This is a genomic window from Persephonella sp., from assembly GCF_027023985.1.
GTDB lineage: Bacteria > Aquificota > Aquificia > Aquificales > Hydrogenothermaceae > Persephonella_A.
Map to the genome: position 1 here is coordinate 1 of NZ_JALVTW010000015.1, position 21,797 is coordinate 21,797.

Here is a 21,797-nt window from a genome sequence, read left to right on the forward strand (position 1 = left end):
AGGTAAGATTGAGGAAAGATTGAAAGAACTGATTTTTGAAATAGCTGATGAATATGGATTTGACATATTAGCTTTAGAAATAATGCAAGACCATATACATTTGTTTGTATCAGCTCCACCTAAATATGCACCTGCAACTTTAGTTAAGTTGTTTAAAGGAATAACTGCAAAGAAACTGTTTAAAGAGTTCCCAGAACTCAAAAAGCAGTTTAGGAAAGGTCATCTATGGACACCATCTTACTATTTAGGGACTGCTGGTAATGTATCAGCAGATACGATTAAAAGGTATATAGACAATTTTTAAATTGAGTGAGCCGAAAGGCGAACAGGAATGTCAAGGAAAGTAAAAAGAAGCTTAAAAATAGAGTTAAATAATACAGACCCAACCACAAACATAGTATTAGGATATTTAACCTACCACGCAGGAAAACTCTGGAATGAAGCAAACTACCTTGTAAAAAACAAACTGGCAAAACCAAACAAGTTTGACCTATACAACAAACTCAAAGATACTTCCATACATAAAAAATCCCTACAAAGCAGAACAGCACAAATCATATTAGATGAGCTGTCAAGAGGCTGGCATAATTTCTTTAAATACTTACAGAAACCAGAAAAATACCCATCACCAGTAAAACCACCAAAATACAACAAGAAAAAATCACCACACAGACCAGTAATTTACGATAAAACAGGGTTTACAGTTGAAGGAAACACAATAAGACTGTCATTGTCTAAAGAATTAAAGCAACATCTAAAAGAAAAACACGGAATAGACATAGACTACCTAAGAATAGAAACAGGATTAGACTTAAGCCAGTTAAATATACTAAACATACAAATCACACCATACAAAGCATATGGAAACATTACTTACAGGTTAAACATAGTATACGAAAAAGAAATAGAAGAACTTAAACCAAAAACAAATAAAGCACTTGCAATAGACTACGGAGTATCAAACTTTGCAACGATTGTGATAGAGAACCAGCCAATAAGCTATATAGTAGATGGGAAAGGAATACAGTCAATATTAAGAAAATACCTAAAGAAATTAGCCAAATGGCAAAAGAAAAGAGATAATCTGTTAAATAAAGGACTTTCAACAAATAGAGTAGATAAGATACTCCACAGAATACAAAGAAGGATAAATAACCTGATACGAGACTTTAGTCATAAAGTTTCAAATCTAATAGTAGAGATAGCAAAGAAATACAATGTTTCAACAATTGTGATAGGCAAACTACAAGAAAGTAAAAACAAGGAAAGCAAGCTAACAAGTATAGTAGACCAGATGTTAAGTTTACTACCACACGGTAGAGTGTCAAAGCAAATAGAATACAAAGCAAGTGAATATGGAATAAAGACAATACTTGTAGATGAAAGCTATACTTCAGGTGTGGACAGCTTAAAAAATGTAGCTGTCAGCAAAGAAAATTACACACCTGAAGCAAGGAAACACAGGGGACTATTTAAAAGCATATTAGGATTAGTAAACGCAGATGTAAACGGAGCAAGAAACATACTTAAAAAGTTTAAAAAGAGATTTCACGATTACATTACAGGCTTAAAGAAAGTAATAAGAATTAGAGTATTTGGAAAGTTAGCAAGTAGCCCCAAGTCTGTCCAAGTATATAGGCAGATAGGGGTAGCAAGGTGTGGTGACCACCTGTCAGGGATAAGGCTATCCTACGATAGCAAACTTCCTGAGAAGCCACCGACTTTAGTCGGTGTGTAGTTCACTTCTACTTGTTTTAGCTTTTCTGTTTTGGAGTTTAACCTGTTTTGTATATCTGCGATAGTGTAGTTGTATAACCATTTTGCTTCTAAGAACACTCTTTCAAGCCAGTGTTTTTGCCCTTTGTTTAGATTAGAGTATGAGATTTTAAGCTGATAGACTTTAGGGATTTGGTTTTTGCGTTTTTCTTTTGTCCTTTTCAGACTTTCTTTTATTTTTTGTTTTTTATCTAAAACTGTTGTAGTCATTTTGAAAACTTCTATAATATTATAGCAAATTAACGATTAAAGGGTTTTGAGAGTTTCTGACGAAACTCTCTGCCATTCATCCCAGTTTTAAAAAACTGGGCTTTCTGGCAATTTTTCTGTAAAAGAGGTTATAGCTTTCAGCCTGAGAAATAATATCCCTTTTGAAAATTTAAAAAATTATTATTTTAAATATATAAAGAACATAGGATTTAAAAACCCAGAATTAGAAAGGATGTTTAAAAATGATTGATTTTAAGAAAATTAAGGGCTTTTTACTTGATTTAGATGGTGTTTTATACATCATTGATAAACCGATAGAAGGTGCACAGGAAACCCTAAAAAAGCTAAAAGAAAAATATCCAGTCAGGTTTATCACAAATACAACCACAAAACCCCGTAAAGTCGTTTATGAAAAGCTAATCAAAATGGGCTTTGATGTTAAAGAAGAAGAAATTTTTTCCGCCCTTGAGGCCACAAAACAGTTTTTAAAGGAAAGAGATGCCGGTGCATTCCTAATCCTTACAGACCTTGCCCTTGAAGACATGAAAGATATAAAAAGGGAACCTGTTGAGTATGTAGTTATTGGGGATGCACGGGATAATTTTACTTATGAGAATATGAATAAAGCCTTTAGATATCTAATGGATGGGGCTGAGCTACTGGCAGCTGCTAAAAACAAATATTTCAGGGATAAAGATGGCAAATTATCTTTAGATTGCGGAGCATATATAACAGGACTGGAATTTGCAACAGGTAAAAAAGCAAAGCTTATAGGTAAACCTAATAAAGACTTTTTCCTACTTGCTGTTAAATCAATGGGATTAAAGCCGGAAGAAGTGGCAGTTATAGGTGATGATATAGAGGCAGATGTTAAAGGAGCAATGGACGCCGGATTAAAAGGAATACTGGTAAAAACAGGCAAATTTACCCCTCAAGATTTAGAAAAAGGTATAAAACCAGACCTGATAATAGAGAATATAAATCAGATTTTGGAGTATATAGATTAAATGAAAAATTTAGAAATAGAAACTATTAAAAAGATTTTAGAAGAATTTGTTAAAGATACTGGTGAACAACTTGAATTAATTTTAATCGGTGGTCTTGCTTTGCAGCTTTACGGATTAGAAGATAGAGCCACCATAGACATAGACGCTGAAGTAGAAAAAGGAGATTTATTTAAGCTTTTCCATTTTCTAAAAGAAAAAGGAATTCCAGCAGATTTAAGTGAAAATATTGCTGGATGGTCTGTTGTTTCGATGCCTGAAGGATATAGAGAAAGGGCAAAGATTATATTACAGGATACAAATTTAGTCATAAAAATATTAGACCCCTATGATTTTGTGATTGCAAAATTAAGAAGAGGAACCCAAGAAGATTTTGAAGATGCATTATTTGTGGCAAAAAGGTTCAACCTTAATCCTGAGAAGATTTTAGAGTATGGAGAACTTGCAATAAAAAACTCTATAAAAGATACAGCTTTGCTTAATTTTAAAAATAGATTGGATATATTTGTTAAAAAACTAAAAGAGGAAAAGAAAAGTTGAAATTAAAAATAATTCCTGCTTTTACAGGAAGGGAATATAAATCTATAGATGAAATTTTAAAGGATACAAAAGCAAAAAAACTCCTCTGGGCTGAGATTTTGTTTAATGATGAGATAGACTGGGAAAAATTTAAAGACAAAATAAAAGAAGATTACAAAAAAGCAGCTGTTTTTTATACAAATTTTAGATATTTGTTTAAAAGCAGAAAACCACTACCAGAAATGAAAGAAAAAGTAGATGAAAAAGAAATTAGAAGATTTGAAGAGGTTTATAGATTTTTGAATATAGAACAAAGCTAAAGTCTATATTTCTTTCTTCCAACTTAAAAAGATTTGCTGACTTTGTATATAAAGTGTAGTGTTAAACAAATATATCTATTTTCTCGTGTTGATTATTGTTTTCCTGTTGTTGTTTTTGCAGTTCTATTCTTGCTTTCATTTCAAGCATAGCTGCTCTGGCAGCTACGGCTCTATCTTGTGGAGAAGGGTCTGCAGGTGCAAGGGCTGCTCTTTTTATTTTCTGGGCTATCTCTATAGTTTCCTGTGGAGTTCTACCTTCTTTTATTTTTATTGGAACTTCTCCACCAACTATGTATAACTTTCCATCGGGGCCCTTTTTATACTCATAATGAACAGATCCTGCCAGTTCCCCACCGGCAACTTTATGCGCCATTTCGTGCGCTTTTACTTTTTGTTCAATCATCCGAAGTTGCTGAATAATCTGCTGTTGCTTTATGTCATCAATGGTTTTATACTCCTGATAATAAGCCCCTGAATTCCCAACTCCCTCAATCATTTCAATTTAAAAATTAATGATACTCATTTGTAATTTCAACATACCTTTTAAACCTTTCATAAGCCTTGCCGAATTTTAGGGATTCTTTGGCCATTTGTTTTGCAATTTCTAAATCATCGGTCAAGCCATAAGCCATAATTAGAATGGCAGCTGTTAGTATGGCAAAAGGTGTGTTATTTTGGTCTTCATTTTTCAGTATATCAAGGCAGATTTTTGCATTTTCTTCAGGAGATATTTTTCTGAGGATAAACTCTTTATTAATACCTTCAGGGTAAATTTTAATTTCTTTGCCATTCAAATGTAAGATAGTTTCATGGTTAGGAAATGGTTCTACGCCACCTTCAAGGGCTTTGAATACGGTTATTTTTTCAAATCTTACATATTTTGCCAGTTCTGTATATTTTTGAATATACGGAGGATGGGATACTCCTGTAATTACTTTGTCTGTTCCAAATGGGTTCAGCATACGCTCCATTGTGTTGTGGTATGTTCTCAGTCCAAATTCTTTTCTTTTTGGTAATAAATTGAACAATTTTTGTGCAAACAATCTCTGATGTGCAAATCCAAATCCTATTTCTTCAAGTGTTCTAATAACAGTATTTAGATTATCAGGAGTTTTGGCTCCCATATATTCAAGTATCTGATGATAGATAATTCCATATTTAGAAGGTATACCTTCAGCTCCATGTCCTGCCAGATAAATTCCTGAAGCTACTGCAATAAATATCGCCGCCGGAAGAACATGAACAGACCTATTTTTCCCATCATAATTTATAGCTATATCCAGAGGTTTTGTATCAGTTTTTATTCTTGTCATATATTCTCTATGTGCATCTATGAAGCCTTTGAGTTCCTCTATTGATGCATACTTTATTCTTTCAGCTGCCCAGAAGGCTCCAATCTGCAAGTCTGTAGCTTTTCCATCTTTGATTAATTTCTCAGCATTATAAGCTTCTTCTTGCGTAAGGTCTTTTAATCTTTTTTTACCGGTGCCTACTACTTTTAGGTATTCAATCATTATGCCTTCTCCTGCACAAATTTTGTGAAAATAGTTCCTTTGATTTTACTACAAAAAATCTGGAAAAGCTTTATTTTCAAGCCCTATCTGGCAAATCTGATTTTTGGCACACTTCTTGAAAAATATCTGATTAAAAAGATTCCAAAAGGGCTAAAAATGGAAAAACTTATAAAAGTTTCTCAGGAAAGAAACAAAAGAATAAATAAGATAGAAAAGTTGAAACAGGAGCATACTCCTCAGGAAGCATGGGAAAAACTTGAATATTATGCACAGCATGGATTTTCTTCTATCCCTGAGCACGATTTGACCTATTTCTTTAAATGCTTTGGGATTTTTTACAGACCTGCAACTCCAGAAAGATTTATGCTAAGGGTAAGAATCCCCGGTGGAAAGCTAAATTACCAGCAGGCGAAAAAATTAGGAGAAATAGCAAAACAATACGGAAATGATTATATAGACCTCACAACCAGAATGCAGGTTGAACTCCGTTATCTAAGGATTGAGGATATTCCCACAGTTTTAAAAGAGCTGGAAAGCGTTGGAATAACAACTTTCCAAACAGGAGTAGATAACTTCAGGAATATAGTTCAAGACCCATTAGACGGTGTTGCTTTTGATAATGTTATAGAAACATGGGATATTCTTCTTAATATCCAAAAGATTTTCCTTAAAAATCCAGAATGGATATGCCAGCTTCCAAGGAAGTTTAATATAGGAATATCAGGTTCTTACTCAAACAGATGTAATATCTACGGGCATGACGCCTGTTTTATCCTGGCAGAAAAAGATGGAATATACGGCTTCAATGTGTATCTGGGAGGGAAAGTTGGGGCTGTTGCTAGGCCTGCAGGGGTGTTTTTGACTGGGGGGGAAGTCCCCCTCTTTTTTGAAGCATTAGCCAAAGTTTTCAAAAAATACGGTTTTAAAGACAGCAGAAACAAAAACAGACTCAAATATATGATTGATGCAGTAGGAATGGAAGAAATTATAGACGCTGTCAAACATGAAGCCGGTAGAGATTTTGAAGAAGCAGGAAGAACCCTTACAGAAATGGAGGGAGGAGAAAAAACAGGAAAAGTTCAGCTAAAAGACGGGACATTTGCAATGCATATGGTTGTCCCTTCTGGAATCTTTTCAGGAACAGCAATGATTGAAGCTGCAGAAGCTTCAAAAGAGTTTGGAAATGGAGAAATAAGACTCACTGTTACACAAAATCTTTATATACTTGATGTTCCAAAGGAAAACATTTCTAAACTTTTATCCCTTCCTATTTACCAAAAATATAAAAATATAAACTCTCCTTACTTTAACGACGTTATAGCCTGTGCAGGAACAGAGCATTGTCCATTTGGAGTTATTCCTAATAAACCTGACGCAATAGAGGTAGCAGAATATCTAACCCAAAACTATCCTGTTGATCCTTCAGATGCAAAAGTCAGGATGTATTGGTCTGCCTGTCAAAAAGGCTGTGGTATCCATGGAAATGGAGATATTGGTTTCGTTGGGGTAAAGTTCAAAAAAGATGGAGAAACTACCGTTGGTGTTGATATGTATTATGGGGGAACAATGACCGGGGAGCAGGAGGAGGGGAAACTTCTTATTAAATCTATTCCTTTACCAGAAGTTAAGTATTATGTGGAAGAGCTTATAAAAGAATATCTTCGTCTTAAAAAACCAAAAGAAAGCTTTGAAAGGTTCTACAAAAGAGTTTTATCAAAAATATCAAAAGAAGCCCTTAGATTTCTCATTGTCTTTAACAATCTCATGAAAAATCAGAATATCAGACTGGAGATAAACGAGCTTCTCTTAAATAAGTCCAGTGAGGAGGAAGAAATTTTTGCCTTTGGATACCAGCTTTATAGAAAACTAACAGGAAAATCCCCATATACAAGGCCGGATTTACTCCAGATTTATGACGAGCCTGAACCGGAAAAACCATCAAAACTCAATCCTGAAATCCCCAAAGGCCTCAGTGAAATCATTTCAAAAATGATTACAAAAAAACCTGAAAAACGATACAAGGTTTTCACAGAAATTGAAGAAGACTTGAAAAAAATCTTTACTTAGATCAATGAAAAAAAAAACTTATAAATCTAAAATTAGCCAAAAACTCATTTAAAAGCGGAGGAATATAAAATGAAACGACGGGTTTCCTATTTGCTCAAAAAATTTACATCCTTTGCTCCTAAAGAAACATATTCAAATGGACATTCTGCTCTCACAGAGCAGGACAGGACGTGGGAAGACTTTTATAGAAAGAGATGGCAATATGACAAAAAAGTTAGAACAACACATGGAGTGAACTGCACAGGTTCCTGTAGTTGGTGGGTTCATGTAAAAAATGGACTTGTGACATGGGAAACCCAGGCTCTTGATTATCCAACTACCGGCCCAGATTTTCCAGAATATGAACCAAGAGGATGCCAGAGAGGAGCTTCATTTTCGTGGTATGTCTACAGTCCTTTAAGAGTTAAATATCCTTATGTAAGAAGCGTTCTATTAGAAGCCTGGAGAAAAGCCAAAGAAAGAAATAATGGAAATCCTGTCAAAGCCTGGGAAGAAATATTAAACGATCCTAAGAAAACAAAAGAATACAAAACTGCAAGAGGCAGAGGAGGTTTTGTAAGAGCAAATTGGGAAGAAGTAAAGGAATTAATTGCTTCTCAACTTATATATACAATCAAGAAATATGGTCCTGACAGAATCGCTGGATTTACTCCAATTCCGGCTATGTCAATGTTAAGTTATGCAGCCGGAGCCAGATTTATATCTCTCTTAGGTGGAACTATGCTTAGCTTTTATGATTGGTATGCAGACTTACCTCCTGCTTCCCCACAAGTATGGGGAGAACAAACAGATGTTCCAGAAAGTGGAGATTGGTATAACTCAACTTACATTATTGTTTGGGGTTCAAACATCCCAATGACAAGGACTCCTGATGCCCACTTCTTTTCAGAGGTTAGATATAGAGGAGCAAAAGTTGTTTCTGTTAGTCCAGATTATGCCGAATATGTAAAATTTGCAGATGAATGGATGCAACTAAATCCTGGAACAGATGCTGCTATAGCCCAAGCAATGACCCATGTAATACTAAAGGAGTTTTATGTAGAAAATCCTGAAGAATACTTTATTAGCTATGCCAAGCAGTTTACAGATTTACCATTTTTAGTAATACTGAACAAAGAAGAAGATGGATTTATAGTTAATAGATTTTTAAGAGCTTCCGATATTGGTAAAAATGTATCAAATGCAGAATGGAAACTCATTGTTTTAGATGAAGATACAAATCAGTTAGTAATTCCTAATGGAAGTATAGGCTACAGGTGGGAAGATACAGGAAAATGGAATTTAAAAGTTGAAGATGAAAACGGAAATAAAATAAACCCTACATTAACAATTCTTGGAAGAGAAGATGAAAAAGGATTTGTTAAACTTCCATATTTTGAAGATGATAAAAAAGGGATTTTAAAAAGAGAAATTCCTGTTAAGAAGATTGAAATAGATGGAAAGGAATATTATCTAACCACAGTTTTTGATCTATTTCTTGCAAATTATGGGGTCAAAAGGGAAGGATTAGAAGGATATCCATTCTCTTACAATGAAGATGCTCCATATACACCAAAATGGCAGGAAAAAATAACAGGAACTCCTGCTCATCAAGTAGAAAGAATTGCAAGAGAATTTGCCCAAAATGCTGCAGAATCAAAAGGTCGTTCTATGATAATAATGGGTGCCGGTATTAATCACTGGTATAATGCCGATTTAATATACCGTGCTATTCTTAATCTTGTTATTTTAACTGGTTCTCAAGGTAAAAATGGTGGTGGATGGGCTCACTACGTAGGACAAGAAAAAGTAAGACCTTTTGAAGGTTGGGCTACCCTTGCATTTGCAAGAGACTGGCAAGCACCACCGAGACTCCAAAATGCAACATCATTCTGGTATTTCACAACAGAGCAATTCAGATACGAGGATAATAATATAGAAAAATTAGCCTCTCCATTAAAAGAGAAAACAAAATATAAACATCCAGCAGATTATATACTTTTAGCTGTAAGATTAGGATGGTTACCCTTTTATCCTCAATTCAATAAAAATAGTTTAGAACTTGCAGAAGAAGCTAAAAAAGCAAACAAAAATCCAAAAGAATACATTGTAGAAAAACTAAAAAATGGAGAACTTGAATTTTCTATACAGGATCCAGAAAATCCAGTAAATTTCCCGAGAAGTCTATTTGTATGGAGATCAAATCTTATCTCAAGCTCTGCAAAAGGACATGAATATTTCCTAAAGCATATGCTGGGAGTAGAAAATACTGGAGTAATGGCAGAATATTCACCATTAAAACCTGAAGAAATAAAACTCAGAGAAGATGCACCGGTAGGAAAGCTTGATTTATTCGTTGTTTTAGATTTTAGGATGACAGGTTCTGCATTGTATGCAGACGTTGTTTTGCCAACTGCTACATGGTATGAAAAAACAGATCTAAACTCAACAGATATGCATCCATTCATACACCCATTGAACAAAGCAGTAGATCCTCTATGGGAATCAAAATCTGACTGGCAAATATATAAAGAAATTGCAAAGACATTTTCTCAACTTGCAGAAAAATATTTAAAAGGGGAGTATGAAGATATAGTAACAGTTCCTTTAATGCATGATTCTCCAGCAGAAATCTCGCAGCCTTACGGAAAAGTTTTAGATTGGTCAAAAGGAGAAATTGAACCCATTCCCGGAAAAACAATGCCGAATATAGCTGTAGTAAAAAGAGATTATACAAAAATTTATGATAAATACATTGCTCTTGGACCAAATGTCTATGAAAAACCTGTGGGAGCTCATGGTTGGAGCTTTGATGCGAAAGAGGAATATGAATTTTTAAAAACTATGATAGGAACACATAAAGAAGGCATCAATAAAGGAATGCCAAATATAGAAGAAGATGAAAAAGCCGTAGAGGCTATTCTTACATTATCAACCTGCACAAATGGAAAACCTGCAAATAAAGCGTGGAAATTCGCAGCTAAAAAAACAGGCTTACCAGAAATTGCAAACATAGCAAAAGATAGAGAAAGTGAACACTTTACACTCAAAGAAATCACCGTTCAGCCAAGAGTATCTATATCTACACCAATATTTACAGGAACTACTCATTTTGACAGAAGATTTACAGCATTTTCAAACTCAATAGAATACAAAATGCCATTTAGAACACTATCTGGAAGACAAGAACTATTTATAGACCACGAACTATTTACAGAAGTAGGGGAAAATTTACCCGTCTATAAACCACCTTTAGTAACAGATCCTTTTGAAAACTGGGAAACTCCTCCAGACGTAAAAGAAAAAACCATAAAAGCACGATGGATTACTCCTCATGGAAAATGGCAAATACACTCTACATACTATGACAATCTGATAATGCTAACTTTATTCAGAGGTGGACAGGTAGTATGGATAAGTGATGAAGATGCTAAAGAAGCAGGTATACAGGATAATGATTGGGTAGAAGTTTACAATAGAAATGGTGTAGTAGTTGCAAGAGCTGCAGTAAGTCACAGAATCCCTAAAGGGACTGTTCTAATGTATCATGTTCAAGATAGGAATATACATGTTCCTTTATCTGAAATAACAAATGAAACAGGTGGTAGCCATAATGCTCCAACAAAAATCCATATTAAACCAACTTACGCAGTAGGAGGATACGCACAATTAAGTTACTCCTTTAACTACTATGGTCCTACCGGAACACAAAGTGATTCTGTTGTTTTAATCAAGAAAAAGAAAAAAGTTGAATGGCCTAACTAAAAAACGGAGGAGTATAAAATGAGAGTAAAAGCACAGATAACAATGGTTTTAAATTTAGATAAATGTATAGGTTGTCACACATGTAGTGTTACCTGCAAAAATACGTGGACTAAAAGAGAAGGTGTTGAATATGTATGGTTTAACAACGTAGAAACAAAGCCAGGTGTTGGTTATCCAGTTCAGTGGGAAAATCAAGAAAAATATAAAGGAGGATGGGAATTAAAACCAAATGGGAAATTACAACTAAAACAAGGTGGTAGACTATTTGAATTCTTAAATATTTTTCATAATCCAAATCTTCCCACTATAGATGATTATTACGAACCCTGGGCATATGATTATGAACATTTGATGAACGCACCCAAACAGAAACATCAGCCAGTGGCAAGGGCAAAATCTTTACTGACAGGAAAGAAAATAGATATAAAATGGGGACCTAACTGGGAAGATGATTTAGCAGGGGCTCCGGAACATGCAATAAATGATCCCAATATCCAAAAAATGGCCAAAGAAGTTAAGATGAAATTTGAAGAAACCTTCTTTTTCTATTTGCCAAGACTTTGTGAGCATTGTTTAAATCCGGCCTGCGTGGCCGCATGTCCCTCAGGGGCTATATATAAGAGAAACGAAGATGGAATTGTTTTAGTAGATCAAGATAGTTGCAGAGGTTGGAGATATTGTATATCTGCATGCCCTTACAAAAAAGTTTACTTTAATTGGGCTACACAAAAAGCAGAAAAATGCACTTTTTGTTTTCCCAGAATAGAAGCAGGATTACCAACCATATGTTCTGAAACATGTGTTGGGAAAATAAGATACATTGGAGTAATTCTTTATGATCCTGATAAACTTACAGAACTTTTAAATGAAAAAGATGATAAGAAACTTTACGAGAAACAACTTGAAATATTTTTAGATCCAAATGATCCAAAAGTAATAGAACAGGCTAAAAAAGAAGGAATTCCTGAAAACTATATTGAATATGCTCAAAAATCTCCAGTTTATAAATTAATGGTAAAATACAAAGTTGCTTTATCTTTACATCCAGAATTTAGAACATTCCCAATGGTTTGGTATGTCCCTCCTATTAGTCCAATTCTCCAGCTTTTTGAGGATAAAAGCTATGATGAATTATTTTCATCCATAGATGAAATGAGAATCCCTTTAGAGTATCTAGCAAATCTATTAACAGGTGGAAATGTAAAGGCAATAAAAGGAGCAATAAACAGACTTGTTGCAGTTAGATACTACATGAGAGCAAAAGAACTTGGAAAAGAAATAGACACTAAGAAACTTGAAGAAGTAGGATTAACTCCTGAAGGAGCAGAAGAACTCTATAGGATGCTCGCTATTGCCAAATTTGAAGAAAGATTCGTAATTCCAACAACCAAAAAAGAATTTGAAAGGGACGTTTATAAAGAACAAGGTTTAACGGGCTTTGATTACACACCAGATTGCGATTTCTGTCTTCCATAGGAGAGATAAAATGGATTTTAAAGAAAAAATTGGAACTATTTCTTTACTACTTAGATATCCTGAAAAAGATATTAAAAAAATTGTTGAAGAAATAGATTTATTAGAACTTGAAGATGAAAACATTGCCAAAGTTATAAACTTCTATAAAACAAATGATTTATTTACAATTCAGCAAGAATATGTAAAAAGCTTTGATTTAAATGAAAAGGCAAGTTTATATCTTACTTATCATAAATTTAGAGATGATCCTAAAAGAGGAAATTATCTGGCCAGACTAATCAGTTATTACAGAGAAAAAGGATTTGAATTTATTGATAATGAGCTTCCAGATTTTCTCCCTGTAGTTTTAGAGTTTATTTCTTATATAGACGAAAATACAGGTTTAAAAGTATTAAAAGCCTTTTCGAAAGAATTAAAGCAAATATATAAAGGGCTTTTAGATATAGATTCAAAATTTACCCCTTTAATTGAATTCCTCTTAAAAATCACAGAAAATATGGAGGTTAACCAAAATGATTGATTTAGCCAAATACGGATATGATGCAGTCAATCTATTTTTCTGGGTAATTTTTCCATATATATCCATCACTATATTTTTCATAGGAAATGCATACAGATTTATTACAGATTCTTTTAGCTGGACTTCAAAATCAAGTGAAATTCTTGAAAAGAAAACTCTTCGGCCTGCAAGTTTATTATTCCATTATGGAATAATATTTGCCTTTTTCGGACATATCATAGGTATCGTCATCCCAAAATCATGGACTGAAGAGATGGGCATTTCTGAACACACTTATCATTTAATCGCCCTTTCTGCAGGAAGTATTGCTGGAATAATGGTAGTGATAGGTCTCATTCTATTTATTTACCGAAGATTAACAAACCCAAGACTTTCAGCAATAACAACTACAATGGATTGGATAACTTTGCTACTTTTACTTGTCATTACATCATTAGGCCTAATAAATACTATTTTCGTCCAATACGACTACAGAGACACTGTTGCACCATGGTTTAGAGGACTATGGATATTTACCCCTGACTATACTCTTATGGCTGATGTTCCATTTTTACTTAAACTCCATATATTTCTTGTATTTGTATTAACCGCAATTTTCCCATTCACTAGATTAGTCCATCTTTTAAGTATTCCCTTCAGCTATATATTTAGAAAACCTGTTATTTATAGGCAAAGATGTCCGTAAAACATAAATAAAGGAGGGCTTAGAGAATGGAGAAAAAAATAGAGTATAACGGAAAAGTAATTGAGATTACAGGAAGTCCCCAAATAGGACTAATAATGGCCACCTGGGGATTTTTCATCGGGTTTGCAGCTGTTTCCCTTTATGGCCCTGTTGCAAAAAATCTTAAAGAGATTTTAGGTTTATCCGGTTTTTTAATGGGACTGCTTGTCGCTGCCCCAAATCTGACAGGTTCATTACTTCGGATACCATTTGCAGCATGGGTTGATAAAGTAGGAGGCAAAATTCCTCTCGCAACCCTTTTAATACTTGCTGTTATTGGAATGGGAGGATTATCAACCCTTTTATATTTATATTATCCCCATCTCCAACCATGGATGTATTGGTTAATACTATTATTTGGATTTTTAAGCGGATGTGGAATTGCTACTTTTTCTGTTGGTATTGCCCAAACAGCATACTGGTTTCCTGAAAGTAAGCAAGGTTCAGCTTTAGGAATATATGCAGGTGTTGGAAATCTTGCTCCCGGATTATTTGGAATGATACTTCCGTTTGCCCTTAAAACAATAGGATTGACATGGTCATATATAGCATGGTTTGGATTTTTACTTGTTGGAACTGTGATATACATCTTACTGGCTAAAGATGCCCCATACTTTCAGCTTATAAAAGCTGGTGTTCCACATAACAAAGCCGTTGAACTGGCTAAACAGCTTGGGCAGGAATTAATCCCAACAGGTAGTTTAATAGATTCTCTTAAAAACTCAGCAAGACATATACAAACTTGGGCACTGGTTGCTTTGTATTTTGTTTCTTTCGGTGGATTTCTAGCATTAACAGGCTGGTTTATAGTTTTCTGGGTTCAAAGCTATAATATAGAACTTAGAAAAGCAGGACTTTTAATGGCATTTGGATTTTCACTGCTGGCTTCGGTGATTAGAATTTTTGGAGGATGGCTTTCTGACAAAATAGGTGGAGAACTTGTTTCTATAATGTCTTTTACCCTAACCCTTATAGGTGCAATTGTTATTATGATAGCAGGTAATCATAGCTTTGGTTTATCTCTTACCGGAGAGATTCTTATGGGATCAGGCATGGGAATTGCAAACGGCGCAGTATTTAAACTGGTTCCCAAATATGTTCCCCATGCTACAGGTGGAGCTGCCGGATGGGTGGGTGGACTTGGGGCTTTCGGTGGATTTGTAGTTCCTCCAATACTTGGGATATTTGTCCAAAATTACGGAGTTATTGGTTACTCTAAAGGTTTTATTGTATACGTTATTTTGGCATTAATTGCAATTATAATTTCTATTATGTTATGGAAATCCTATGGTAAAAAAATAAACAAACCTATTGAAGATTAAAGAGGCACTTATGGAGAAAATAACGGCTCAATGTCCATACTGTGGAGTAGGCTGTGGGCTTGAGATATTTGAGGATAAAAAAGGCAGGATAAAAATAAAAGGAGATAAAGAGCACCCTGCCACAAAAGGAGATTTATGTCTTAAACCAATTCCACTTCCAAAAGTAATGGATATTGGCCGTGTCCCTGCACCTTTATACAGGGAAAATAAAAGGGACAAATTCAGGGAAATAACATGGGAAGAAGCAATAAAAATAATTGCGCAAAAGCTAAAGGAAAATCAGCCTGACGAAAATTATTTTTACATCTCCGGACAGTTAACAACAGAAGATAGTTATGTAATAAACAAATTTGTAAAAGGATTCATAGGCACAAACAATATAGATGCAAATTCAAGGCTTTGTATGGCTTCTGCAGTTATGGGATATAAAATGGCCTTTGGCTCAGATGGCCCTCCTGGAAGCTATGAGGATATAGATGATGCGGATGCTTTTGTGTTTGCCGGTTCAAATGCAGCATGGACTCATCCGGTTCTATTCAAAAGGGTTTTAAACAGAAGAAAAGAATATCCAGAAGCAAAAATTATAGTTATTGACCCTGTTTATACTGCAACAGCAGAAAAAGCTGATATATGGATTGATATTAAGCCAGGAACTGACACAGTTCTGTTTAACAGTATTCTTTATCTTTTGAATAAAAAAGGCTGGCTTGATTATGAGTTTATTGGCAAGCATACAGAGGGATTTTCACAGGCTATAAAAGAAGCAGAAAAGTATCCACCGGAAATAGCTGCCAAGATATGTGAAATAAAACCAAGCCTGATTTATAAACTGGCAGAAATATATGCCTTTAGTAAAAAGGTTATTTCTTTCTGGACAATGGGATTTAATCAGTCCTCTAATGGAACAATGAAAAATCTGGCATTAATAAATGTTCATCTTGCAACTGGAAGAATAAATGAAAAAGGTTGCCCTTTTTCCCTTACAGGTCAGCCAAACGCAATGGGCGGCAGGGAAGTCGGTTATCTGGTAAATGGTCTTCCCGGATACAGAGATGTTAGGAATCCAGAAGACAAAGCATTTATGGAAAAATTCTGGGGTTTACCAGAAGGCAGCATAAAAGATAAGCCAGGAATAACAATAGTGGAAGCTATGGACAGTATGATAAACGGAGATATAAAACTCCTGTGGATTGTCTGCACAAACCCCGCTGTTACAATGCCAAATCTGAATAAGTTCTGGAGAGCTTTAAGAAATACATTTGTAATTGTTCAGGATGCATATTTAACTGACTCTGTTGATTATGCAAATCTGGTTTTACCGGCTTCCCAATGGGGAGAAAAAGAAGGAGTTATGACCAGCTCAGATAGGACAATTACCTACAACAAACCTTTCAGACAACCACCTCAGCAATGCAAACATGACTGGCAGATATTCTGTGAAGTAGCAAAAGAAATGGGCTGGGAAAAACAGTTTTCCTATGAAAATTCCAGAGAAATATTTGATGAATATAAACAAACCACAAAAGGAAGATTATGTGATATTTCTGACTGGAGCTATGAAGACCTGCCAAAACAATGGGGTGGAAAATGGCTTTACAAGGATAAGAAATTCCCTACACCAACAGGAAGAGCAAAATTTAATCCTGCAGTTTACTCAGGAGCTTCTGATAACACAGAATATCCTTATTCCTTTGTTTTGACAACAGGAAGAACCAAAAAACAATGGCACACAATGACCAGAACAGGTAAGGCAATGGAACTGGTAAGAGGAGAAGAAGAGCCATTTGTTATGCTCAATGAAGAAGATGCACTGGAACTGGGAATATTTGACAACGACTATATAAATATCAAATCAACAAGGGGACAGATTTATATAAAAGCAAAAACAGGAAAAATAAAAAGGGGAGTTGTATTTGCACCATTTGGTTATGGAAAAATCTATCACTTCCCTACAAATATAACAGTAAGTGATGCAATAGACCCTATATCAAAAGAGCCGGAGCTAAAATTCTCAGCAGTGTTTATAAAACCAAGAAAGAAAAGAATATACAAGCTATCAGATGAGGTTTATCAAAAGGTAAAAGAAACATACCCGGAAGTAGAAAGATTTTTAGATGATGTTTTGGAAAATAGTTTTACTTCGCTATCAGAAGCAGATATAAAAAATATAAAACCTGACTTTCTAAAGCAGCTTTCACAGGGAATTAAAGAACTAATGGATATTTTTATAAACAGACCTGCCGACTGAGACAGGGCAAATCTACTTAATGAAAAAGTAGCAAATGATTATATAAAGCTTAAAATTCAACCTAAACATCAAAGCTTGTTAACAAGCTCATTCAGGAAAGAATTTGTAAAAATATTTGATTTACCGGAAGATACAGCTCAAGCTTGGGAGTTTGCATTTGATTTTATATCACACCGAATTTTTGAATTAGTTAAAAAATACTATGAAGATAAAGCATTTAAAAATAATCAAAAGGAATTAGTTTAATAGATTTAAAGCTATTTAATGATTTAAAATTAAGTTTATGGACGAAATAGATAGATATATCCTTGAGAAAATAAGTAAAAATAGAGTTTCCGGAGAAGAGCTTTCTAAACTTTTAGGAATTTCCAGAACTGCCATCTGGAAAAGAATAAAAAAACTTGAAAGTCTCGGATACAAAATATCCCATGATAAGAAAGGATATTTTCTTGAAGAAAGAACCGAGTTTTTATTGCCTTATGAACTCAATCTGAAAACACAATGGCTAGGGGAAAACTACATCTTTTTCCATACTGTAAACTCAACTAATACCTATGCAAAGGAAAATAACCTGCCAGATGGCACGGTTATTCTGGCAGAAAACCAGACAGCAGGCAGAGGCAGAAAAGGAAGAAAATGGATTTCCACCGAAGGAAAAGGATTATATTTTTCAATAGTTTTGAAAAAGGATATCTCTCCGGCAGATTTGCTTATCTACTCTCTGTTATTCCCTGTTGCTGTCCGAAAAGCCATCGTCCAGAAAATAGACCTACCTATTAAAATAAAATGGCCTAATGATTTGTATCTAAATGGTAAAAAGCTTGCAGGATTTTTGATTGAAACTGAGATAGAAGGGAACACCGCCACAAAGCTCATAGCAGGAATAGGTATAAATATCAATCAGACAGAAAAAGATTTAGGAGAAATAAAGGATATAGCCACTTCATTAAAACTGGAGTATGGAAAAAATATAAACAGAAAAGAACTTTTTATATATATACTCCAGAGCATTGAAGAAGAGATTGATAATCTCGATAAAAACAAGATTATTAAAGAGGTAGAGAAAAATCTACTATGGAAAGGAGAAAAAATAAAACTGATTGATGAAAATATTGAAGGCACTTTGATTGGTCTTAATGAACTTGGAGGAATTCGTATTCTTACCGATAAAGGATTAAAGGATTTTTATTCAGGAGATATTACAGTAAGGAGGGTAGAATGAAGGTATCAGAGTATCATAAACAGGGTTTAAAAAATTTTGTTGACCAAAAACCTGAAGGATATGAAGTCTTGGGTTCTGCAAAGGAAGGAGTTCATAAAGTTGAGTTTTATATAAAAACGGATGGAGACAAGATAGCTGATGTGAAATTTAATTCCTCAAAAAGATGTAAAAAATTGATGGCTATAGCAGATTTAGTCGCAGAAAAGTTAAAAGGGCAGAATGTAAAGAATATAAAAATTAACCCTCAAGAGATATTAGATTTCTTCAAAGAAGAAAAAGAAAAGGACAAAATGGAAAACAGACTGTCAATAGTCCTTAAAGCCATAGGTCATACATAAATAGAAACTTTTGTTCCTTCTATAATATTTTCACGGGCAGTTTTGGTAGCTTCCTCAACCTGAGGCTGCTGTGATGCCAGATTTTGCCCTAAATTCTGTTGTATAAGCATTTCCATAAGTTTTTTCTGTAGTTCCAGAGCATCTTTATAAACTGAAACTGCAACTTCATTTCTTACTTCCATTTTAATAACCTCCGATTATAATTTAAGTGTAAAAAATTCAAATATCAAGGATATAAGATGAAAAAGCTAATAACACTGTTTGTTTTTGCTACTGTGATGAGTTCCTGTTTACAAATCACCATAGGCGATAATGACGAAAACAATAATGAAAAACCAAATCCAAGAGTTTTAACAGTTAATACAACATGGTATTGGCAGTTAAACGGTAGCCTCAGAACAGATATACCTGCTGACTTATATGATGTTGACCTGTTTGATACACCTTCCGAGACTATAGCTAAGCTTAAAAAGCAGGGGAAAATAGTCATCTGTTATTTCAGTGCAGGCAGTTATGAGGAATGGCGACCTGATGCATACAAATTTCCGCCAGAAGCAATAGGTAATTCTCTTGATGACTGGGCTGGTGAATACTGGATAGATATAAGAAATCCCGAAATCTGGAATATTATGAGAGACAGACTTGACCTTGCCGTTGCAAAAGGATGCGATGGAGTTGAGCCGGATAATGTAGATGGATACACAAATGATACAGGTTTTAATTTAAGCTACAATGACCAGCTGAGATACAACAGATTTCTTGCAAATGAAGCTAAAAGTAGAGGCCTTTTAATTGGGCTAAAAAATGACCTTGAACAGATACCTGACCTTATTAATTATTTTGATTTTGCTTTAAATGAAGAATGCCATAAATATAATGAGTGTGATTTATTAGAACCGTTTATAAGACAGGGTAAGCCTGTTTTCAATGCCGAGTATGATGATATATATATTTATGATGAAAGAGCCTTCAGAAATTTATGTAATGACGCTAAAAAAAGAAATTTCAGGACAAATGTCTATCCTGTTGAGCTTGATGGTAGTTTTGTAAAAAGCTGTGATTACGGGGAGTATTGATGATAAAAGTGGCATTCTGTATGAACAGGGGATTAAGAGGATATCAGCAGGATTGCATTTATATAGATGGAGAGATTTATCAAGTAGATTTTATGAAATGTCCCCGGGAAAAAATGTTAGATAAAGATGAGGGAATATTTGCTGTATGCGATGGTATGGGAGGACTTGCTGAAGGGGATAAGGCAAGCAAATTTGTGTGTGAAAAGTTAAAGAAGATTAATATAGATTTTTCCGTTAACGCAGTTGAAGAAGCCCTTTTTCAGATACAAAAAAAGTTTGAAAAAACAGACATAAAATGGAGCGGAACTACCGTTGCCGGAGTTTATTTAAAAGGAAATAAATCCATAGTATTTAATGCAGGAGACAGCAGGGTTTATAAGTATACTTCTGAAGGGCTTGTTTATCTATCCCATGACCACAGTTATGTTCAGGAGCTTGTGGATGAGGGAATTATCTCTTATAAAGAGGCTTTTTATCATCCGGAAAGATATGTAGTTACCTTTGGAATTGGTGATGTGTTTTCTGAAGAGTGGAAAAGTGGTAAAAAACCATATATAGTTGAGGATGAACTAAAAGAAAATGAGCTTTATATAATATGTTCAGATGGTCTGTCAGATTATTTAACAGATGAGGAGATATACTATCACCTGTATCCTGAACCTTTTGAAAATTTTCCTATACTAATTGAAATGCTTGAAAAGGTAAAGAGTGATAACTACTCAATAATTCTTGTAAAATCAGAATAGCTAAACTTTCAGATCCACCCTGTTTCTAACTGCCCCGTTTAAAAATGCCCTTATATTTTCGACTATTTCATTAACAAGTCTTTTTCTTGCTTCTATACTGGTCCATGCAATATGTGGAGTTATAAGAAGTTTTTCTTTATTTTTTATTTTGAGAAGTGGATTTTCAGGGTCAACAGGCTCTTTTTCAAGAACATCAAGTCCTGCACCACCTATCATATCGCTGTCAAGGGCAATTGCAAGGTCTTTTTCGTTAACAATGCCACCTCTACCAAGATTAAGGAGTATTGCATTTTCTTTCATGAGTCTGAGTTCATTAATTGTTATAAGATTTTTTGTTTTCTCATTAAGGGGTGCATGTATAGAAACTATATCCGAAGTTTTTAAAAGCTCATCAAGGGGATATCTGGGATATTTTTCTTGTCTTTCAACACCTGAGGTGGAGTAATAAATCACATCACAACCGAAACTTTCTGCCACCTCTGCAACTCTTCTTCCAATTGTTCCAAGTCCTATAATACCCCATCTCTTTCCATGGATTTCCCAGAAAGGTCTGCCTAAATGTGTGAAGATATCACTTTTGGCATATTCTCCGGATTTTACATAGTCATCATAGTATCTAAGGTGCATCAGTAAATAAAAAAGCATTCCAAAGGTAGTCTGAACAACACTTTCGGTAGAATATCCTGCGACATTTGTAACAGCTATACCTTTTTCTTTAGCGTATAAAACATCAATATTGTTGTAGCCTGTGGCAGCTTCACATATAAGCTTTAGGTTCTTTGCAGCATTTATCGCATCTTTATCAATCACCACCTTGTTAGTTATTATAATATCTGCATTTTCTATTCTTTCGTATAGTTCTACTGGTGAGGTTGTAGGGTATATTTCCACATCTCCAAACTGGGAAAATATTTCAAGGTCTATGTCATCACCAAGGGTTTTTGCATCTAATATAACGATTTTCATATTAT

22 protein-coding genes are annotated in these 21,797 nt (G+C 34.5%); 17 read left to right on the top strand and 5 right to left on the bottom strand.

The features are described 5' to 3' along the window. Together tnpA and MVE07_RS03830 are read left to right on the top strand one after the other, a co-directional pair. The coding region (tnpA, locus tag MVE07_RS03825) for an IS200/IS605 family transposase (protein ID WP_297454213.1) at nt 1–304 on the top strand (304 nt) is incomplete at its 5' end. 27 nt (nt 305–331) lie between these two features. After that, nucleotides 332–1,738: a transposase gene (locus MVE07_RS03830; RefSeq protein ID WP_297454218.1), complete on the top strand. Its 1,407-nt coding sequence runs from the start codon at nt 332–334 to the stop codon at nt 1,736–1,738. Here the strand turns inward: MVE07_RS03830 and MVE07_RS03835 are convergent. Beyond that, a complete protein-coding gene (locus tag MVE07_RS03835) occupies nt 1,690–1,986 on the bottom strand; it encodes a hypothetical protein (protein ID WP_297454221.1) in 297 nt (98 codons plus the stop codon). The two genes, MVE07_RS03830 and MVE07_RS03835, sit on opposite strands and share 49 nt — an antisense overlap. Nucleotides 1,987–2,228: 242 nt before the next feature. Between MVE07_RS03835 and MVE07_RS03840 the strand changes: the two genes are divergently transcribed. The 3 genes from MVE07_RS03840 to MVE07_RS03850 are packed head-to-tail and all read left to right on the top strand — an operon-like array spanning nt 2,229 to nt 3,829. Further along, nucleotides 2,229–2,993, top strand: a complete 765-nt coding sequence (locus tag MVE07_RS03840; protein WP_297454224.1) for a TIGR01458 family HAD-type hydrolase — start codon at nt 2,229–2,231, stop codon at nt 2,991–2,993. Next, complete coding sequence (locus tag MVE07_RS03845; protein WP_297454227.1) at nt 2,994–3,530, top strand: DUF6036 family nucleotidyltransferase; 537 nt, start codon at nt 2,994–2,996, stop codon at nt 3,528–3,530. Continuing rightward, complete coding sequence (locus tag MVE07_RS03850) at nt 3,527–3,829, top strand: hypothetical protein (protein ID WP_297454230.1); 303 nt, start codon at nt 3,527–3,529, stop codon at nt 3,827–3,829. Before MVE07_RS03845 ends, MVE07_RS03850 begins: the two co-directional genes overlap by 4 nt. A 61-nt stretch (nt 3,830–3,890) precedes the next feature. On the opposite strand, the gene MVE07_RS03855 is transcribed toward MVE07_RS03850, so the two are convergent. After that, nucleotides 3,891–4,325: a putative metalloprotease CJM1_0395 family protein gene (locus tag MVE07_RS03855; protein ID WP_297454233.1), complete on the bottom strand. Its 435-nt coding sequence runs from the start codon at nt 4,323–4,325 to the stop codon at nt 3,891–3,893. 13 nt (nt 4,326–4,338) lie between these two features. After that, nucleotides 4,339–5,343, bottom strand: a complete 1,005-nt coding sequence (locus tag MVE07_RS03860; RefSeq protein ID WP_297454236.1) for a hypothetical protein — start codon at nt 5,341–5,343, stop codon at nt 4,339–4,341. Between the two features lie 24 nt (nt 5,344–5,367). On the opposite strand from MVE07_RS03860, the gene MVE07_RS03865 reads away from it, so the two are divergent. From MVE07_RS03865 to MVE07_RS03910, 10 genes are all read left to right on the top strand, one after another. Then, complete coding sequence (locus tag MVE07_RS03865) at nt 5,368–7,410, top strand: hypothetical protein (RefSeq protein ID WP_297454239.1); 2,043 nt, start codon at nt 5,368–5,370, stop codon at nt 7,408–7,410. Nucleotides 7,411–7,479: 69 nt separating this feature from the next. Next, nucleotides 7,480–11,154 carry a nitrate reductase subunit alpha gene (locus tag MVE07_RS03870; RefSeq protein WP_297454242.1) on the top strand — a complete coding sequence of 1,225 codons (3,675 nt, stop codon included), beginning with the start codon at nt 7,480–7,482 and terminating at the stop codon, nt 11,152–11,154. A gap of 18 nt (nt 11,155–11,172) precedes the next feature. Further along, nucleotides 11,173–12,630 (top strand): nitrate reductase subunit beta, encoded by a 1,458-nt coding sequence (gene narH, locus MVE07_RS03875; protein ID WP_297454245.1) that lies wholly within the window; start codon nt 11,173–11,175, stop codon nt 12,628–12,630. 10 nt (nt 12,631–12,640) lie between these two features. After that, nucleotides 12,641–13,150 carry a nitrate reductase molybdenum cofactor assembly chaperone gene (gene narJ / locus MVE07_RS03880; RefSeq protein WP_297454248.1) on the top strand — a complete coding sequence of 170 codons (510 nt, stop codon included), beginning with the start codon at nt 12,641–12,643 and terminating at the stop codon, nt 13,148–13,150. Continuing rightward, complete coding sequence (gene narI, locus MVE07_RS03885) at nt 13,143–13,835, top strand: respiratory nitrate reductase subunit gamma (protein ID WP_297454251.1); 693 nt, start codon at nt 13,143–13,145, stop codon at nt 13,833–13,835. Before narJ ends, narI begins: the two co-directional genes overlap by 8 nt. A 26-nt stretch (nt 13,836–13,861) precedes the next feature. Continuing rightward, nucleotides 13,862–15,196, top strand: coding sequence for an MFS transporter (locus MVE07_RS03890; RefSeq protein WP_297454254.1), 1,335 nt, complete (start codon nt 13,862–13,864; stop codon nt 15,194–15,196). A gap of 10 nt (nt 15,197–15,206) precedes the next feature. Beyond that, entirely contained in the window at nt 15,207–17,444 is a 2,238-nt protein-coding gene (locus tag MVE07_RS03895) for a molybdopterin-dependent oxidoreductase (RefSeq protein ID WP_297454258.1), read from the top strand. A gap of 75 nt (nt 17,445–17,519) precedes the next feature. Then, entirely contained in the window at nt 17,520–17,690 is a 171-nt protein-coding gene (locus MVE07_RS03900; RefSeq protein ID WP_297454260.1) for a hypothetical protein, read from the top strand. 37 nt (nt 17,691–17,727) lie between these two features. Beyond that, nucleotides 17,728–18,666 (top strand): biotin--[acetyl-CoA-carboxylase] ligase, encoded by a 939-nt coding sequence (locus MVE07_RS03905; protein ID WP_297454263.1) that lies wholly within the window; start codon nt 17,728–17,730, stop codon nt 18,664–18,666. Further along, nucleotides 18,663–19,004: an iron-sulfur cluster assembly scaffold protein gene (locus MVE07_RS03910; RefSeq protein ID WP_297454265.1), complete on the top strand. Its 342-nt coding sequence runs from the start codon at nt 18,663–18,665 to the stop codon at nt 19,002–19,004. Before MVE07_RS03905 ends, MVE07_RS03910 begins: the two co-directional genes overlap by 4 nt. Here the strand turns inward: MVE07_RS03910 and MVE07_RS03915 are convergent. After that, nucleotides 18,995–19,186, bottom strand: a complete 192-nt coding sequence (locus tag MVE07_RS03915) for a hypothetical protein (RefSeq protein ID WP_008289384.1) — start codon at nt 19,184–19,186, stop codon at nt 18,995–18,997. The two genes, MVE07_RS03910 and MVE07_RS03915, sit on opposite strands and share 10 nt — an antisense overlap. Before the next feature lie 57 nt (nt 19,187–19,243). Between MVE07_RS03915 and MVE07_RS03920 the strand changes: the two genes are divergently transcribed. Next, nucleotides 19,244–20,080, top strand: a complete 837-nt coding sequence (locus MVE07_RS03920) for an endo alpha-1,4 polygalactosaminidase (protein WP_008289386.1) — start codon at nt 19,244–19,246, stop codon at nt 20,078–20,080. Continuing rightward, nucleotides 20,080–20,826, top strand: coding sequence for a PP2C family serine/threonine-protein phosphatase (locus MVE07_RS03925; protein ID WP_297454270.1), 747 nt, complete (start codon nt 20,080–20,082; stop codon nt 20,824–20,826). The genes MVE07_RS03920 and MVE07_RS03925 overlap by 1 nt, the downstream gene beginning before the upstream one ends. Here MVE07_RS03925 and MVE07_RS03930 read toward each other — a convergent pair whose 3' ends face one another. Beyond that, the gene (locus MVE07_RS03930; protein ID WP_297454273.1) at nt 20,827–21,792 is read right to left on the bottom strand and encodes a D-2-hydroxyacid dehydrogenase; all 966 of its coding nucleotides are present in this window, start codon (nt 21,790–21,792) and stop codon (nt 20,827–20,829) included. Nucleotides 21,793–21,797: the final 5 nt, after the last annotated feature.

Bases quoted from the DNA above. Each gene is read 5' to 3' on its own strand.
- MVE07_RS03830 (WP_297454218.1), top strand. From the start codon at position 332: ATGTCAAGGAAAGTAAAAAGAAGCTTAAAAATAGAGTTAAATAATACA.
- MVE07_RS03835 (WP_297454221.1), bottom strand. From the start codon at position 1,986: ATGACTACAACAGTTTTAGATAAAAAACAAAAAATAAAAGAAAGTCTG.
- MVE07_RS03840 (WP_297454224.1), top strand. From the start codon at position 2,229: ATGATTGATTTTAAGAAAATTAAGGGCTTTTTACTTGATTTAGATGGT.
- MVE07_RS03845 (WP_297454227.1), top strand. From the start codon at position 2,994: ATGAAAAATTTAGAAATAGAAACTATTAAAAAGATTTTAGAAGAATTT.
- MVE07_RS03855 (WP_297454233.1), bottom strand. From the start codon at position 4,325: ATGATTGAGGGAGTTGGGAATTCAGGGGCTTATTATCAGGAGTATAAA.
- MVE07_RS03860 (WP_297454236.1), bottom strand. From the start codon at position 5,343: ATGATTGAATACCTAAAAGTAGTAGGCACCGGTAAAAAAAGATTAAAA.
- MVE07_RS03870 (WP_297454242.1), top strand. From the start codon at position 7,480: ATGAAACGACGGGTTTCCTATTTGCTCAAAAAATTTACATCCTTTGCT.
- narH (WP_297454245.1), top strand. From the start codon at position 11,173: ATGAGAGTAAAAGCACAGATAACAATGGTTTTAAATTTAGATAAATGT.
- narJ (WP_297454248.1), top strand. From the start codon at position 12,641: ATGGATTTTAAAGAAAAAATTGGAACTATTTCTTTACTACTTAGATAT.
- narI (WP_297454251.1), top strand. From the start codon at position 13,143: ATGATTGATTTAGCCAAATACGGATATGATGCAGTCAATCTATTTTTC.
- MVE07_RS03890 (WP_297454254.1), top strand. From the start codon at position 13,862: ATGGAGAAAAAAATAGAGTATAACGGAAAAGTAATTGAGATTACAGGA.
- MVE07_RS03895 (WP_297454258.1), top strand. From the start codon at position 15,207: ATGGAGAAAATAACGGCTCAATGTCCATACTGTGGAGTAGGCTGTGGG.
- MVE07_RS03905 (WP_297454263.1), top strand. From the start codon at position 17,728: ATGGACGAAATAGATAGATATATCCTTGAGAAAATAAGTAAAAATAGA.
- MVE07_RS03910 (WP_297454265.1), top strand. From the start codon at position 18,663: ATGAAGGTATCAGAGTATCATAAACAGGGTTTAAAAAATTTTGTTGAC.
- MVE07_RS03915 (WP_008289384.1), bottom strand. From the start codon at position 19,186: ATGGAAGTAAGAAATGAAGTTGCAGTTTCAGTTTATAAAGATGCTCTG.
- MVE07_RS03920 (WP_008289386.1), top strand. From the start codon at position 19,244: ATGAAAAAGCTAATAACACTGTTTGTTTTTGCTACTGTGATGAGTTCC.
- MVE07_RS03925 (WP_297454270.1), top strand. From the start codon at position 20,080: ATGATAAAAGTGGCATTCTGTATGAACAGGGGATTAAGAGGATATCAG.
- MVE07_RS03930 (WP_297454273.1), bottom strand. From the start codon at position 21,792: ATGAAAATCGTTATATTAGATGCAAAAACCCTTGGTGATGACATAGAC.